The 14,242-nt window shown below is 73.4% G+C and carries 14 protein-coding genes and 1 tRNA gene; 11 read left to right on the top strand and 4 right to left on the bottom strand.

From position 1 onward, the window contains the following. Positions 1–158: 158 nt before the first annotated feature. Positions 159–2,903 carry a penicillin acylase family protein gene (locus ACIQUR_RS06370; RefSeq protein ID WP_403659157.1) on the top strand — a complete coding sequence of 915 codons (2,745 nt, stop codon included), beginning with the start codon at positions 159–161 and terminating at the stop codon, positions 2,901–2,903. Between the two features lie 84 nt (positions 2,904–2,987). On the opposite strand, the gene ACIQUR_RS06375 is transcribed toward ACIQUR_RS06370, so the two are convergent. Continuing rightward, complete coding sequence (locus ACIQUR_RS06375; RefSeq protein WP_403659160.1) at positions 2,988–3,596, bottom strand: 5-formyltetrahydrofolate cyclo-ligase; 609 nt, start codon at positions 3,594–3,596, stop codon at positions 2,988–2,990. 84 nt (positions 3,597–3,680) lie between these two features. Here ACIQUR_RS06375 and galU point away from each other — a divergent pair, with 84 nt between their 5' ends. The 7 genes from galU to ACIQUR_RS06410 all read left to right on the top strand — a co-directional run bounded on the left by galU (position 3,681) and on the right by ACIQUR_RS06410 (position 9,080). Further along, a complete protein-coding gene (gene galU, locus ACIQUR_RS06380; RefSeq protein ID WP_403659163.1) occupies positions 3,681–4,583 on the top strand; it encodes a UTP--glucose-1-phosphate uridylyltransferase GalU in 903 nt (300 codons plus the stop codon). A 4-nt stretch (positions 4,584–4,587) separates the two neighbouring features. Continuing rightward, a complete protein-coding gene (gene glp / locus ACIQUR_RS06385; protein WP_403659166.1) occupies positions 4,588–5,910 on the top strand; it encodes a gephyrin-like molybdotransferase Glp in 1,323 nt (440 codons plus the stop codon). Positions 5,911–5,982: 72 nt separating this feature from the next. Then, the gene (gene moaC / locus ACIQUR_RS06390; protein WP_403659169.1) at positions 5,983–6,462 is read left to right on the top strand and encodes a cyclic pyranopterin monophosphate synthase MoaC; all 480 of its coding nucleotides are present in this window, start codon (positions 5,983–5,985) and stop codon (positions 6,460–6,462) included. Then, positions 6,459–7,052 (top strand): molybdenum cofactor biosynthesis protein B, encoded by a 594-nt coding sequence (locus ACIQUR_RS06395; RefSeq protein WP_403659171.1) that lies wholly within the window; start codon positions 6,459–6,461, stop codon positions 7,050–7,052. Before moaC ends, ACIQUR_RS06395 begins: the two co-directional genes overlap by 4 nt. Positions 7,053–7,069: 17 nt before the next feature. Then, a complete protein-coding gene (locus ACIQUR_RS06400) occupies positions 7,070–7,675 on the top strand; it encodes a GNAT family N-acetyltransferase (RefSeq protein ID WP_403659174.1) in 606 nt (201 codons plus the stop codon). Between the two features lie 175 nt (positions 7,676–7,850). Further along, positions 7,851–8,900, top strand: coding sequence for a hypothetical protein (locus ACIQUR_RS06405; protein ID WP_403659177.1), 1,050 nt, complete (start codon positions 7,851–7,853; stop codon positions 8,898–8,900). A gap of 106 nt (positions 8,901–9,006) precedes the next feature. Then, a tRNA-Ala gene (locus ACIQUR_RS06410) sits at positions 9,007–9,080 on the top strand. Between the two features lie 140 nt (positions 9,081–9,220). On the opposite strand, the gene ACIQUR_RS06415 is transcribed toward ACIQUR_RS06410, so the two are convergent. Further along, positions 9,221–9,886, bottom strand: coding sequence for a hypothetical protein (locus tag ACIQUR_RS06415; protein ID WP_403659180.1), 666 nt, complete (start codon positions 9,884–9,886; stop codon positions 9,221–9,223). 95 nt (positions 9,887–9,981) lie between these two features. Here ACIQUR_RS06415 and ACIQUR_RS06420 point away from each other — a divergent pair, with 95 nt between their 5' ends. After that, positions 9,982–10,545: a hypothetical protein gene (locus ACIQUR_RS06420; protein WP_403659183.1), complete on the top strand. Its 564-nt coding sequence runs from the start codon at positions 9,982–9,984 to the stop codon at positions 10,543–10,545. Between the two features lie 123 nt (positions 10,546–10,668). Here ACIQUR_RS06420 and ACIQUR_RS06425 read toward each other — a convergent pair whose 3' ends face one another. Next, positions 10,669–11,595: a LysR family transcriptional regulator gene (locus ACIQUR_RS06425; RefSeq protein WP_403659186.1), complete on the bottom strand. Its 927-nt coding sequence runs from the start codon at positions 11,593–11,595 to the stop codon at positions 10,669–10,671. Between the two features lie 136 nt (positions 11,596–11,731). Between ACIQUR_RS06425 and ACIQUR_RS06430 the strand changes: the two genes are divergently transcribed. Beyond that, entirely contained in the window at positions 11,732–12,166 is a 435-nt protein-coding gene (locus ACIQUR_RS06430) for a nuclear transport factor 2 family protein (protein ID WP_403659189.1), read from the top strand. Positions 12,167–12,295: 129 nt separating this feature from the next. Here the strand turns inward: ACIQUR_RS06430 and ACIQUR_RS06435 are convergent, their stop codons facing one another. Further along, on the bottom strand, positions 12,296–12,571 hold the full coding sequence (locus ACIQUR_RS06435; protein WP_403659192.1) for a DUF6355 family natural product biosynthesis protein: 276 nt from the start codon (positions 12,569–12,571) through the stop codon (positions 12,296–12,298). A 206-nt stretch (positions 12,572–12,777) separates the two neighbouring features. Between ACIQUR_RS06435 and ACIQUR_RS06440 the strand changes: the two genes are divergently transcribed. After that, on the top strand, positions 12,778–14,145 hold the full coding sequence (locus ACIQUR_RS06440; protein ID WP_403659195.1) for a CoA transferase: 1,368 nt from the start codon (positions 12,778–12,780) through the stop codon (positions 14,143–14,145). Positions 14,146–14,242 lie beyond the last annotated feature (97 nt).

The raw sequence follows: 14,242 nt of genomic DNA on the forward strand, positions 1-14,242 counted from the left end.
GTTACCTTACCTAATCTTTGACGATTCCTTGACTGGATTGCCACATTGTGAAACGCCAGTTCGAGGAAGTGCCTGACACCGCGTCCGAATGGGGTGGGCGCTGCGCCTATGGTTGCTCCCAGCACTCCAGGACCACCCTGCCCCCTCGAAGGACAGCGATGCCCGCGAACGAATCCGCCCCTTCCGCCAAGAAGAAGGGACGACGCGCCCGTCTGATCGTGCTCCTCCTGGTACTGGCGCTGCTCGCGGGCCTTGGCTACGGCGCCTACTGGACCGTCGACAGCGTCCGCGCCTCCTACCCCGAGACCACCGGCGAGATCCGGCTCAAGGGCCTGGCCGGCCGGGTCGAGGTCAAGCGCGACGCCCACGGCATCCCGCAGCTGTACGCCGACAGCGACGACGACCTGTTCCGCGCGCAGGGCTACGTCCACGCGCAGGACCGGTTCTGGGAGATGGACGTCCGGCGTCACATGACCTCCGGTCGGCTGTCGGAGATGTTCGGCAGCGGCCAGGTCGAGACCGACGCCTTCCTGCGCACCCTCGGCTGGCGCCGCGTCGCCGAGACCGAGTACAACACCAAGCTCTCCCCCCAGACGAAGAAGTACCTCCAGGCGTACGCCGACGGGGTCAACGCCTGGCTGAAGGGCCGCTCCGGCAAGGACCTGTCCGTCGAGCACGCCGCCCTCAAGCTGACCGAGGACTACGCCCCCGAGCAGTGGACCCCGGTGGACTCCGTGGCCTGGCTCAAGGCCATGGCCTGGGACCTGCGGGGCAACATGCAGGACGAGATCGACCGCTCGCTGATGTCCAGCCGCCTCACCAAGGCGCAGATCGACGAGCTCTACCCGCCGTACCCCTTCGACCGTAACCGGCCGATCGTCACGGGCGGCGGCGTCGACTCCGCCACCGGCAAGTACGACCCCCAGGGCGCCTCCGGCAGCGGTTCCTCCTCCGGCAACGGCTCCGGCAGCAGCCTGCGGGGCGCCGGCCAGGGCCTGCGCACCCAGCTGACCGCCCTCTCGGAGACCCTGGACGAGATCCCGGCCATCCTGGGCCCGAACGGCTCCGGCATCGGCTCGAACTCCTGGGTCGTCTCCGGCCGCCACACCACCACCGGCAAGCCCCTGCTGGCGAACGACCCGCACCTGGCCCCGCAGCTGCCCTCCGTCTGGTACCAGATGGGCCTGCACTGCCGTACGGTCTCGGCCTCCTGCCAGTACGACGTCGCCGGCTTCACCTTCTCCGGCATGCCCGGCGTGGTCATCGGCCACAACCAGGACATCGCCTGGGGCATGACCAACCTCGGCGCCGACGTGACCGACCTCTACCTGGAGCAGGTCCGCCCCGAGGGCTACGTCTACGACGGCAAGACCCTCCCCTTCACCACCCGCGAAGAGGTCATCAAGGTGGCCGGCGGGGCCAGCAAGAAGATCACCGTCCGGACCACCAACAACGGTCCGCTGGTCTCCGACCGCAGCGACGAGCTGGCCACGGTCGGCGAGCGCGCGCCCGTCGCCGGCTCGGCCCCCGACCGCGGCACCGGTTACGCCGTGGCCCTGCGCTGGACCGCGCTGGACCCGGGCAGGTCGATGGACGCCGTCTTCAAGCTGAACCGGGCCGGGGACTTCAAGGAGTTCCGGGCGGCCGCCCGCGACTTCGAGGTCCCCTCGCAGAACCTGATCTACGCCGACAACAAGGGCGCGACCGGCAACATCGGCTACCAGGCCCCGGGCCGCATCCCGGTCCGCACCACGGGCGACGGCCGGATGCCGGCGCCGGGCTGGGACTCGAAGTACGCCTGGAAGAAGTTCGTCCCGCAGGACGAGCTGCCCTGGGACTACAACCCCAAGCGCGGCTTCATCGTGACCGCCAACCAGGCGGTCGTCCAGAGCGGCGAGGACAAGTACCCGTACACCCTCACCACCGACTGGGGCTACGGCGCCCGCAGCCAGCGGATCAACGACCTCATCGAGGCGAAGATCAAGGACGGCGGCAAGGTCTCGACCGACGACATGCGCACCATGCAGACGGACAACAGCAGCGAGATCGCCACGCTGCTGACGCCGATCCTGTCGAAGATCCAGATCGACGACCCGGACGTGCGCGAGGCGCAGCGCCTGCTGGAGGGCTGGAACTACACCCAGGAGCCCGACTCGGCCGCCGCCGCCTACTTCAACGCGGTCTGGCGCAACATCCTCCAGCTGGCCTTCGGCGACAAGCTGCCGAAGGAGCTGCGGATCGAGGGCCGCTGCCTGAACGTCCGCGCCGACGCCAGCGGCCCGGCGGACGACCTGAGCGAGCTGGTCCGCGAGTGCGGCCAGCGCGACGAGGACTCGGCGCAGCCGGACGGCGGCGACCGCTGGTTCGAGGTGGTCCGGAAGCTCATCAAGGACGAGAAGTCCGCCTGGTGGCACTCCCCGGCGACCCGCCTCGACCCGGCGACCACCACCCGTGACCAGCTCTTCGCCCGGGCCATGAAGGACGCGCGCTGGGAGCTGACCGCCAAGCTCGGCAAGGACACCGGCACCTGGAGCTGGGGCCGCCTGCACCGGCTGACCCTCAAGAACCAGACGATCGGCACCGAGGGCCCCGGCTTCATGCAGTGGCTGCTCAACCGCGGCCCCTGGAACCTGGGCGGCGGCGAGGCCACGGTCAACGCCACCGGCTGGAACGCGGCGAGCGGGTACTCGGTCACCTGGGTCCCGTCGATGCGGATGGTCGTGAACCTCAACGACCTGGACAAGTCCCGCTGGATCAACCTGACCGGCGCCTCGGGCCACGCCTACAACAGCCACTACACGGACCAGACGGACCTGTGGGCCAAGGGCGAGCTGCTGGACTGGGCGTTCAGCAAGGACGCCGTCGACAAGGCGACCGAGGACACGCTGGTCCTCAAGCCGTAGGGGGCCGCAGGCCCGCCGCGGCCGCAGCCGAAGGAGAGGGGGATCCCGCGGGGGGTCCCCCTCCCGGCGTTTCCGGGGGCGTCCTCAGGCCGCCCGGAAGCGCCGTACGCCCGAGGGCGTGGCCACCGCGTCCACCGGGCGGTCGTGCGGCTCCTCGGGCACCCGGTCCACCACCTCGGCGTCGTACAGCAGCACCACCAGGTCCGGGTGGGACCGCGCCGCCTCCAGCCGCGCGAGCACCCGGTCGTACGAGCCCCCGCCCCGCCCCAGGCGCATCCCGCGGGCGTCGACGGCGAGCCCGGGCAGCAGCACCGCGTCCGCGCCGGTCACGGCGGCCGGCCCCAGGCGCGGCCCGGCCGGCTCCAGCAGCCGCATCTTCCCGGCGTGGGCCACCTCGGCGAGGCTCTCCGGGCCCTCGTACACGGCCCAGTCGAGGTCGTTGTCGGGCAGCAGCACGGGCAGCAGCACGCGCGTCCCGCGGGCCCGGAGCCCGTCGATCAGGGCGCGGGTGCCGGGCTCCGTGCCGACCGAGACGTACGCGGCGACGGTTCCGGCCCCCGCCAGTTCGGGCAGGTCGATGGCCCGGACGGCCAGGCGCGCGGCGGCGTCCTCGACGGCCTCGGGCGTCAAAGCGCGCCGCGAGGCGATGAGTTCGCGCCGAAGGTCCGATTTGGCGGATCTGTTCTCAGTCACAGCTGGCCCGTAAACCCTTCTAAAGCAGCCCGTATGAACCGGAAGCAAACCTTCTGCACAGGGTCAGCGGATATCGTGCCGCCCATGAATCAGTCGCACCCAGTGATCACCAAGGCTGTCATCCCGGCGGCCGGACTCGGCACCCGGTTCCTCCCGGCGACCAAGGCCACACCCAAGGAAATGCTGCCGGTCGTCGACAAGCCGGCGATCCAGTACGTGGTGGAGGAGGCGGTCGCGGCGGGTCTGAGTGACGTGCTGATGATCACGGGCCGTAACAAGCGGCCGCTGGAGGACCACTTCGACCGCAACTACGAGCTGGAGTCCGCGCTCGTGGCCAAGGGCGACGACGACCGCCTGAAGAAGGTCCAGGAGTCCAGCGACCTGGCCACCATGCACTACGTCCGCCAGGGCGACCCCCGCGGCCTGGGCCACGCCGTCCTGTGCGCCGCCCCGCACGTGGGCGACCAGCCCTTCGCCGTCCTGCTCGGCGACGACCTGATCGACCCCCGCGACCCCCTGCTCGCGAAGATGGTCGAGGTCCAGCACCGCACCGGCGGCTCCGTCATCGCCCTCATGGAGGTCGACCCCGCCCAGATCCACCTCTACGGCTGCGCGGCGGTCGAGGCCACCGAGGACGAGGACGTCGTCGTGGTGACCGACCTGGTGGAGAAGCCGGAGCCGAGCGAGGCCCCGTCGAACTACGCGATCATCGGACGGTACGTCCTCAACCCCGCGATCTTCGACATACTGCGTGAGACCGAGCCGGGCCGCGGTGGGGAGATCCAGCTCACCGACGCCCTGCAGAAGCTCGCCGCCGACGAAACCGTGGGCGGCCCGGTGCACGGCGTGGTCTTCAAGGGCCGCCGTTACGACACCGGGGACCGGGGAGACTACCTCCGGGCCATCGTCAGGCTCGCGTGCGAGCGCGAGGACCTCGGCCCCGAGTTCCGGACCTGGCTTCGCAGTTACGTCACCGAGGAGATGTAGCACCTTGAGCAGCACCGCACCCCAGGACACCGGCCGCCTCTGGTCGGTGGACGAGCACCTGGCGGACGTCCTCGCGGCCGTCCGTCCGCTGGAGCCGATCGAGCTGCAGTTGCTCGACGCCCAGGGCTGCGTCCTCGTCGAGGACGTCACCGTGCCCGTGGCCCTGCCGCCCTTCGACAACAGCTCGATGGACGGGTACGCCGTCCGCGTGGCCGACGTCTCGGGCGCCGGCGAGGAGTACCCCGCGGTGCTGACCGTCATCGGCGACGTCGCGGCCGGCAGTGGCGAGCTGCCCACCGTCGGCCCCGGCCAGGCCGCCCGCATCATGACCGGCGCCCCGCTCCCGCCGGGCGCCGAGGCCGTCGTACCCGTCGAGTGGACCGACGGCGGCACCGGCGGCGGCGCGGCCACCGGCATGACCGCCGCCAGCGCCGCCCCCGAGGGCGCCGAGGGCGAGGTCCGGGTCTACCGCGCCGCCGAGGCCCGCGCCCACGTGCGCTCCCGCGGCAGCGACGTCCAGGCCGGGGACCTCGCGCTCAGCGCGGGCACCGTCCTCGGCCCCCCGCAGATCGCCCTGCTCGCCGCCATCGGCCGCGGCACCGTCCGGGTCCGGCCCCGCCCCCGCGTGGTCGTCCTGTCCACCGGGAGCGAGCTGGTCCAGCCCGGCGAGCCGCTGACCGAGGGCCGGATCTACGACTCCAACAGCTTCGCCCTGGCCGCCGCCGCCCGGGACGCCGGCGCCATCGCCTACCGCGTGGGAGCGGTCGCCGACGACGCCGAGACCCTCCGCGCCACCATCGAGGACCAGCTGATCCGCGCGGACCTGCTGGTCACCACCGGCGGCGTCAGCGTCGGCGCGTACGACGTGGTCAAGGAGGCGCTCTCCTCCGTCGGGGACGAGGACGAGCCCGGCAGCGGCATCGACTTCCGCAAGCTCGCCATGCAGCCGGGCAAGCCCCAGGGCTTCGGCTCCATCGGCCCCGACCACACCCCGCTGATGGCGCTGCCGGGCAACCCGGTCTCCTCGTACGTCTCCTTCGAGCTCTTCGTGCGCCCCGCCATCCGCACCCTGATGGGCCTGGACGAGGTCGGCCGGCCCAGCGTCCGGGCCTCCCTCAAGTCCGACCGGGCCCTGCGCTCACCGGCCGCCCGCCGCCAGTTCCTCCGGGGGAAGTACGACGCCGAGAGCGGCACCGTCAGCCCGGTCGGCGGCTCCGGCTCCCACCTGATCGCCGCGCTGGCCCACGCCGACGCGCTCATCGTGGTACCGGAGGACGTCACCTCGGTCGAGCCGGGCACCGAGCTGGAAGTGGTCCTGCTCGGCTGAGGAGGGGCCGGTGCGGGTACCGTGTCGCCCACACAGGCCCTTGCGGGGCCCGGAACGGGAGCGGCACAGCACATGAGCAGCAACAGCAGGCTGACCCACATCGACGAGGCGGGCGCGGCCCGGATGGTGGACGTCTCCGAGAAGGACGTGACCACCCGGACCGCCCGCGCCAGTGGACGGGTGCTGGTCGCGCCCCGCGTCATCGAACTGCTCCGCGGCGAGGGCGTGCCCAAGGGCGACGCCCTCGCCACCGCGCGCATCGCCGGGATCATGGGCGCCAAGAAGACCCCGGACCTGATCCCGCTCTGCCACCCGCTCGCCGTGTCCGGCGTCAAGGTCGACCTCACGGTCGCGGACGACGCCGTGGAGATCCTGGCCACCGTCAGGACCACCGACCGCACGGGCGTGGAGATGGAGGCGCTGACCGCGGTCGCCGTGGCCGGCCTCACCGTGATCGACATGGTCAAGGCCGTCGACAAGGGCGCGGTCATCACCGACGTCCGGGTGGAGGAGAAGACCGGCGGCAAGTCCGGCGACTGGAGCCGGTCGTGACCCCCCGCGGCGGCGAGGCGCACAGCCACAGCCACGGTCCGGGTCCCACGGCCGGCGAGGCCTGGTCGGCCCGGCCGCCCGCCACCGGCGCGCCCGGCCCGCGGGCCCTGGTCGTCACCTGCTCCAACCGCGCCTCGGCCGGCGTGTACGAGGACAAGGGCGGCCCGCTGCTCGCGGACGGCCTCACCCGGCTCGGCTTCGAGGTCGCCGGCCCGCGCGTGGTGCCGGACGGCGACCCGGTGGAGCAGGCGCTGCGCGAGGGCGTGGCCGAGGGCTTCGACGTCATCGTGACCACCGGCGGCACGGGCATCTCGCCCACCGACCGGACCCCCGACATGACCGCCCGCGTGCTCGACTACGAGGTCCCGGGCATCCCGCAGGCCGTCCGCGCCGAATCGCTGGCGAAGGTGCCGACCGCGGCCCTCTCCCGCGGCCTGGCCGGCGTGGCGGGCCGCACCCTGATCGTGAACCTGCCGGGCTCGACCGGCGGCGTACGGGACGGACTCGCCGTGCTGGAGCGGATCCTGGTGCACGCCGTGGACCAGATCCGGGGCGGCGACCACCCCCGGCCCGAGGGGAGCCCGAGCTGAACCGACCCTCCTGGCCCGTGGTGCTGGCGGACGGCGACGTGGTCCTCCGGCCCATCCGGCTGCGCGACCAGCGGCCCTGGCGCGAGGTGAACCGGCGCAACCGCGACTGGCTGCGCCCCTGGGAGGCGACGATCCCGCCGCCCGCGCCGTGGGGGCCGGTGATCCACCGCCCGACGTACCGGCAGATGGTCCGGCACCTGCGGTCGGAGGCGAACGCGGGCCGGATGCTGCCGTTCGTCATCGAGTACCAGGGCCGGCTGGCCGGCCAGCTCACGGTGGCCGGCATCACCTGGGGCTCGATGTGCGCCGGGCACGTGGGTTACTGGGTCGACCGCGACGTGGCGGGGCGGGGCGTGATGCCGACGGCCGTGGCGCTGGCGGTGGACCACTGCTTCCGCACCGTCGGTCTGCACCGCATCGAGGTGTGCATCCGCCCGGAGAACGGGCCGAGCCGGCGGGTCGTGGAGAAACTCGGATTCCGCGAGGAGGGCCTGCGGCCGCGGTACCTCCACATCGACGGCGCGTGGCGCGACCACCTGGTTTTCGCGCTGACCGCCGAGGAGGTGCCGGAGGGGCTGCTGAGCCGCTGGCACCGGGCCCGGCCGGGCACTCCGCAGAAATAAGAAATCTGTTCGAATAATTCCGGCCGGGGATGTGTCCAGGGTCAGGGCTTGAATCCGATTCATCCATAAACTGATCCGAAGAATCACAAAAAAAGTCCGTGATATCAGCCAGATCGTGCGACACACCGGCCCAATTGGCCGATGCCGCCGCCCCAACCCCTCTACGGTGTGGGGTGTGAGCAGCAGCGGCCTCATCTACGCAGTCATCGTCGGGGCCTGGGCCGCCTACTTGGTGCCGATGTGGCTCCGCAGGCAGGACGAGCTGAACGAGGCCCGTCCGACGGAACGCTTCTCCACCGCCATCCGGCTGCTGTCCGGCCGGGCGGGGATGGAGCGCCGTTACGCCAAGGGTCTGCGTGAGCGCGGTGTCGAGGAGGCGGAGCCCCACTCGGACCCGGACGCCGAGACGGAAGCGATCCCTTCCGCCGACGCCCGGGCCGTCGTCGTACCCCCGACCCGGCCGGAACCGGCGGTCGTCACGGCCGAGCGCGCGCGGCGCCAGCAGCGCACCAAGGTGCTGGCCCGGCGCCGCCGTACCACCGCCGTCCTCTTCCTCGCCTTCACGCTGGGGGCCGTCGTCGCGGCCGTCGGCGGCCTGGGCTTCCTGTGGGCCCCGGGTGTCCCGGCCGTCCTGCTGAGCGCGTACATCGTCCACCTGCGGGTGCAGGAGCGGCGGCGGTTCGCGTTCACGATGGACCGGCGCCGGGCCGAGGCCGCCGCGCAGCGGCTGCGGGAGACCGGCCAGCGGCGGCGCGAGCCGGAGGCGGCGGAGCCGCGTACGGAACCCGAGCCCGCGCCCGTCGTCTCCCCGCAGGAGGCCGGGCGCCGCGCGCTGGTCGAGCAGACCGACCACGCCGAGTGGGTGGACCAGCAGCGCGAGCGCGAGCGGGGGCCGGCTCGCGGCGACAGCTGGGAGCCGGTGCCGGTGCCGCTGCCGACGTACGTGACCGCACCCGTGGCCCCCCGGGCCACCGGGCCGGCGGTGACGGACGGCTGGAGCGCGGCGCGGTCGTCCACGGCCGAGCCGACGGACCCGCGCCTGAAGGCGCGCCCGCAGGAGCCGAAGCCGGACGCGAAGCCGGCCCAGGACGCCGCCGGCCAGCCGGGGGCCCGCCCCCAGGGCGGCCAGCGGCCGGCGCCGCAGCGCCGCCCGCGCGAGCGCGGCCGCACCCCGCTCTTCGACCAGTACGAGGACGGGGACCGCCCCCGCGCCGCGAACGAGTGACCCGGCGCGGCCCCGCCCGCACCCCGCGCGGTGACCTGCACGAAGGCACCCGGGGAACGGATTTTGGAGCCGCCCGGATCACCTGCTAATGTTTCACACGTCGCAAGGGCCTGTGGCGCAGTCTGGTAGCGCACCTCGTTCGCATCGAGGGGGTCTGGGGTTCAAATCCCCACAGGTCCACAGACGACAGTTCTCGGATAGCCACCGAGAATCGTCACGAGATCCCGACCGGTCGAAAGACCGGCCGGGATCTCTGCGTTTCACCCTCTCCCACCCCCTGCCACCCGAACCGGCGGTGGGGCGTCGGGCCGAGAGGGAGTTCAGGTCGCCGGGGCGCCGACCGGGTGGTCCAGGGCACGGGCCGTGACGGCGACCGACTCGAAGTCCGCGGCGGGGGAGAGCGCGGCGACCGTCTCGCGGGTGAGGGGGGCGCCCCTCAGGACGCTCCGTACAGCTTCCAGGTCGACGGGCCGCTCGTAGTAGTCCTCGGCGAAGCGGGCGTACGCCTCCGGGCTGCCGTCGGCGAGGAGGTCGAACAGCCAGTCGGCGCCGTCGGACTCGCCGCCCCCGAACTCGACCGGCCCGCACGCCCAACGAGCCGAGCCCGTCTCGCGCCAGGCGCACACCGTCGCGTCGAAGAACCCGTCGAACCGGAACTCCGGGGCGGAGGGGTAGTGGGCGAGCGGTGTCGGCAGGCCGTCGAGCAGCCCGGGCCAGTGCGAGCGGGGCTCTTCCCGCCAGGGAGTGGCGTCGCACTCGTGGTCGAACCCGTAGAGGAAGACACCGGCCGGGTCGAAGACGACGGCGTACTGGTCGCCGGAACCGTTCTCCATGGTCGCCAGGTCGACGCCCTCGCGCCAGCCCCGCACGAACGAGTGGGTGGGCAGCCCGTCGTCGAGGATGCTGTCGAGCAGCGAGAACGCCCGGCACCGGGCGGCCAGGACTGCCGGGTCGGGGAGCCTGGCCAGCAGGTCGTGAACGGTCATGGGCGTATTCAACAGCCGGGTGCTGACAACCCGTCGGTGCGTGGGCCCGCAGAATGCCGCGGGTGGGTGTCGGTGGGTGGGGTTAGGTTCTTCGGGTGGGGATCTACTTGTGTGGGGTTGACGGCGGGGACTGGGGTGACCCGGAGGTCTACGGGGGGCTGGCGGGGGCGCTGCGGGCGGAGTTGGGGCGGCGGGGGGTGCCGGCGCTCCGGGAGTGGGGTGAGCCCGGGGTGCGGTTCGAGGAGAAGATGAGCCGGCCCGTCGAGGGGTTCGCGGCGCTGTGCCGGGCCCAGCCGGGTGGGGACGACGTCGTCGATGCGCTGCTCGGGTGGGAGCTGCTCGTACCGGCGGAGTTCACGGGCGTGTTCGAGCTGGCCGTACCGGCGCCCTACAGCGAGGTGACCACGGTCGGCAGTGCGCGCCGGGCCCTGGAGGCGGCCCGGGGGCTGGCGGTGCGGCTGGCGCTTCCGCCGCAGGTGCCGCGGGACGGCGGCAACCTGGCGCTGACCAACTGGTTCGACAGCGCGGAGGCCGCGGCGGCGGCCGTCAGTCATCCGGGGCCGTGGGCCGAGGACCTGGACACCGCCTTCTACGCCGCCGTCCACCTCCGGGCGGCGGAGCACTCGGTGCGCTGGGCGTGCCCGATGACCTACTCCTGACCCGCCGTGAGCCGACGGTACGCGTCCGCCCCGGCGGTCGCTGTCCCCTCACGGGGCCGCCGGGGCGGGTTCGGGTAGCCACGCGCCCGGCAGCAATCGGGTGTGTGGGTCGATGCGGCCACGTTAGGGGTGGGCACTGACAGCGGGGTGGGCGCGGAGGTGCTCGGTGAGGACCTCCGCGAAGGCCGCGACGTGGGGCGGGAGGGGTCCCCGGCGGGTGGCGCAGGACCAGGTGCGGGTCAGCGGGGTGGGGGCCGGGCGGACCAGGGCCAGGCCGTGCGTCGCGACGTACGGGGCCGCGGCCCAGTTCGGCAGCACGGTGACCCCCTGGCCGCCGGCCACCATCTCGATCACCAGGTCCGTGACCACCGGCATGGTGGTGATCCGGGCCGGCCGCGCGCCGTGGGGGAGCGGCAGCGGGACCGACGGGATGCGGGTCTGGTCGTACGCGTCGAAGAGGATCAGGTGGGATTCGGAGAAGTCCTCCGCGGTGAGGTGCGGGCGGGCGGCCCACGGGTGGTCCCGCGGCACCACGGCCACCATCTCGTCGTCGAAGAGGCGGGTGAGGGCGACCCGGTCGGCCTCCCGGTCCGGCTTGGTCACGAGAGCCACGTCGACGAGGTCGGCCAGCAGGGCCGGGACCGGGGCGTCGTCCGGGACGGTCTCCAGCCGGACCTCGGCCTCCGGGTGCCGCGCGCGGAACGCGCGGATCACCGGTGACAGCCATGGCAGGGTGGTGCTGCACTGGACGGTGAAGCGGACCCGCCGGTCGCGGCCCTCGCGCATCTCCCGCAGGTCGCGGGTGGCCGAGCGGATCTCGCCCAGTACCCGGTGGGCCGTCACCAGCAGCCGCCTCCCTGCGGCGTTGGGGACCAGCCGCCGGCCGCGGCGTTCGAAGAGCGGCATGCCCAGCCGGTCCTCCAGGCGGGTCAGCCGCTGCGAGAGGGCGGGCTGGCTGACGTACAGGAGCCGGGCGGCCGCCGTGAGGGAGCCGGACTCGGCGGTCGCGGCGAGGAGTTCGAGGTCCCGCAGGTCCACGTCCTGGTTCATAAGGCCACGTTATCGGTGGCTTCTTTTTCCGTCGTGGTGTGATGGCGCGGTCGTTCGTAGCGTCGGGGTGCGCGTTCCGGCGGGTTCCCCCTGGGTTCTCGTGAGTTCTCGCGACCTGCGACGAGAGGCGACAGACATGGACACGGAAGTGATCACCGGCGCATCGGACGCGCCCGGCGCGGTCGGGCGGGAGGCCGCCGTCCGCGAGGTGCTGGGCCGGTACTTCGACGGGCTGTACGCGGGCGACACGGCGCTGCTCGCGGGGGTGTTCCATCCCGGGGCCGTGTACGCCACCGCCAGCGGGGGCGAGTTGCTGCGGCTGGACATGGACGCGTACTTCCCGGTGGTGGAGCGGCGCGAGCCGCCCGCGGCGCGGGGCGAGCGGCGCCGCGACCGGATCGTGTCGGTCGACTTCGCGGGGCCGGTGACGGCCCTGGCGCGGGTGGAGTGCGCGCTCGGGCCCCGTTTCTGTACGGACTTCCTGACCCTGGTCCACGTGGCGGGGCGCTGGCAGATCGTCGCCAAGGTCTTCCATTACGAGACCTCCGCCTCCGGGAACGCCGGAGCCTGACGTGCCGTACGTCGACCTGGGGGTCATGCGCCGGGGGAACGGTGGTGGTCCCGCCCGGGCCTCGCAAGCCGGGCGGGACCACCTGTCAGGGGGTGTGTCGGGGAACGGGAAAGGGGGCCGGGGTGCCGGTCAGCAGGTGCGACCCACGTACCAGGCGCCGTCGATCTTGCTCGCGGAGCCCAGCCAGGTGTCGCCGGGGCCCACACAGCGCTCGTAGTTGGGGCCCCACACCTCGACCTCGATGATGACGCGCGTGTCGGTCGCGCAGTGGTTGTACCAGGCGTCGCTGTGCGTCTCGTAGAAGCCGCAGGGGTTGGCCGCGGCGGGCGAGGCGACCGCGGTGGACAGGCCGAAGAGCAGGGCGGTGGCGGCGAGCGCGCTGGTCAGGGATCGGTACGTGGGCATGCGAAAGCTCCCGTCGAGGAGTGGAAGAAGGCCGCCGGTCGATCACCGGTGCCGCTACCGAGTGTGGCCACTGTCACTGTCCGTGGTCACGCCGGTTCGCTCGGGCGAGCGAAACTGTTCACCGGTTCGAGTGGTATGAGGTTTCGACCGCACGGCGTGACGAACTGCACGGTCTCCCCCCGCCGTTGGCGTGGCATGAATGGATCATGACGACAACACGGGGAGACGTGACCACCGCGCAGGCCTGGGCCGCGCTGGGTGGCGACGGTGCGGCGGCCGGACGCGTGCGGTACCGGGGCGGCAGCGCCCTCGGCACCGGACGGCTGCCGGTGCGCGAACTCGCCAGGGCCACCGTCGGGGCCTGCTCGCTCGCCGCCGCCGAACTCGCGGCGGTCCGCGCGGGCCGGGAGCCGGGACCGGAGGACGGCCCGCTCACCGTGGACGAGGGCGCGGTCTCCACGGCCTTCGTCAGCGAGCGCCACCTCCTCGTCGGGGGCCGCGCACCCGTCAGCTTCGCGCCCCTCTCCGGCTTCTGGCGGACGGCCGACGGCTGGCTGCGGACGCACGCCAACTACCCGCACCACCGCGGCCCGCTGCTCACCGCCCTGGGCATCCCCGACGACGACCGGGCCCCCGAGGTGCTGCGCAAGGAGCTCGAAGGGCTCCGCGCGGCCGAGGTCCAGGAGCGGGTGTACGCGGCCGGCGGGCTGGCGGTCGCGGTGGCGCAGCCGTACGGGGACCCGCATCCCCTGGTCACCTGGGGCCCCCGGTCCGGCGGGGGACGGGAGCTCGGGCCCGCCGCCACGGCCGGTGACGGCGCGGTGCTGCCCGCCTCCGGCGTACGCGTGCTCGACCTCACCCGTGTGATCGCGGGACCGGTCGCCACCCGCACGCTCGGACTGCTGGGCGCCGACGTGCTGCGGGTGGACCCGCCGCAGCTGCCGGAGGCGGACGACGCGCACGCCGACACCGGCTTCGGGAAGCGCTCGGCACGGCTCGACCTGACCGCCGCCGGGGACCGGGCGGTGTTCGAGGAGCTGCTGGCCACGGCCGACGTGGTGGTCTCGGGGTACCGGCCGGGGGCGCTGGACCGGCTCGGTCTGTCCGCTGAGGCCCTGCTGGAGCGCCGGCCGGGACTGGTCGTGGCCGAGCTGTGCGCGTGGGGCTGGACCGGGGACTGGTCGGGCCGCCGCGGCTTCGACTCACTGGTCCAGGCCGGGTACGGGATCTCCGCCGCGGAGGCGGACGCGGAGGGGCGCCCCGGGGTGCTGCCCGCGCAGGCGCTCGACCACGGCACCGGGTACCTGACGGCCGGTGCCGTGCTGCGGGCGCTCGCCGGGGGCGGCGGCCGCACGGTGCGGCTCTCCCTCGCGGGGACGGCCTCGTGGCTGGTGCGGGAGGTCGTGCCGGTGGCGCCGGCCGGGGAGCCCTACGCCGCCGGGGACTGGCTGCGCCCGGCGCCCTCCGGGTACGGGGAGCTGCGCCACGCGCTGCCGCCCCTCGCGGCCGGCCCCGCCGACTGGTCCCGTACGCCGTCCCGCTGGGGCACGGACGCGCCGGTCTGGCTGCCGTGACGGCGGCAGCCCGGGAAGGCGGCCCGGGCACACCCGCCCGGGCACACCCGCCCGGGCACACCGGCCCGGGCCCCGCGGCGCGGCTCAGTACGATGTT

It is taken from the genome of Streptomyces sp. NPDC101132 (assembly GCF_044759225.1).
Lineage (GTDB): Bacteria > Actinomycetota > Actinomycetes > Streptomycetales > Streptomycetaceae > Streptomyces.

Bases quoted from the DNA above. Each gene is read 5' to 3' on its own strand.
- ACIQUR_RS06415 (WP_403659180.1), bottom strand. From the start codon at position 9,886: ATGACCGTTCACGACCTGCTGGCCAGGCTCCCCGACCCGGCAGTCCTG.
- ACIQUR_RS06425 (WP_403659186.1), bottom strand. From the start codon at position 11,595: ATGAACCAGGACGTGGACCTGCGGGACCTCGAACTCCTCGCCGCGACC.
- galU (WP_403659163.1), top strand. From the start codon at position 3,681: ATGAATCAGTCGCACCCAGTGATCACCAAGGCTGTCATCCCGGCGGCC.
- ACIQUR_RS06370 (WP_403659157.1), top strand. From the start codon at position 159: ATGCCCGCGAACGAATCCGCCCCTTCCGCCAAGAAGAAGGGACGACGC.
- ACIQUR_RS06430 (WP_403659189.1), top strand. From the start codon at position 11,732: ATGGACACGGAAGTGATCACCGGCGCATCGGACGCGCCCGGCGCGGTC.
- moaC (WP_403659169.1), top strand. From the start codon at position 5,983: ATGAGCAGCAACAGCAGGCTGACCCACATCGACGAGGCGGGCGCGGCC.
- ACIQUR_RS06435 (WP_403659192.1), bottom strand. From the start codon at position 12,571: ATGCCCACGTACCGATCCCTGACCAGCGCGCTCGCCGCCACCGCCCTG.
- ACIQUR_RS06440 (WP_403659195.1), top strand. From the start codon at position 12,778: ATGACGACAACACGGGGAGACGTGACCACCGCGCAGGCCTGGGCCGCG.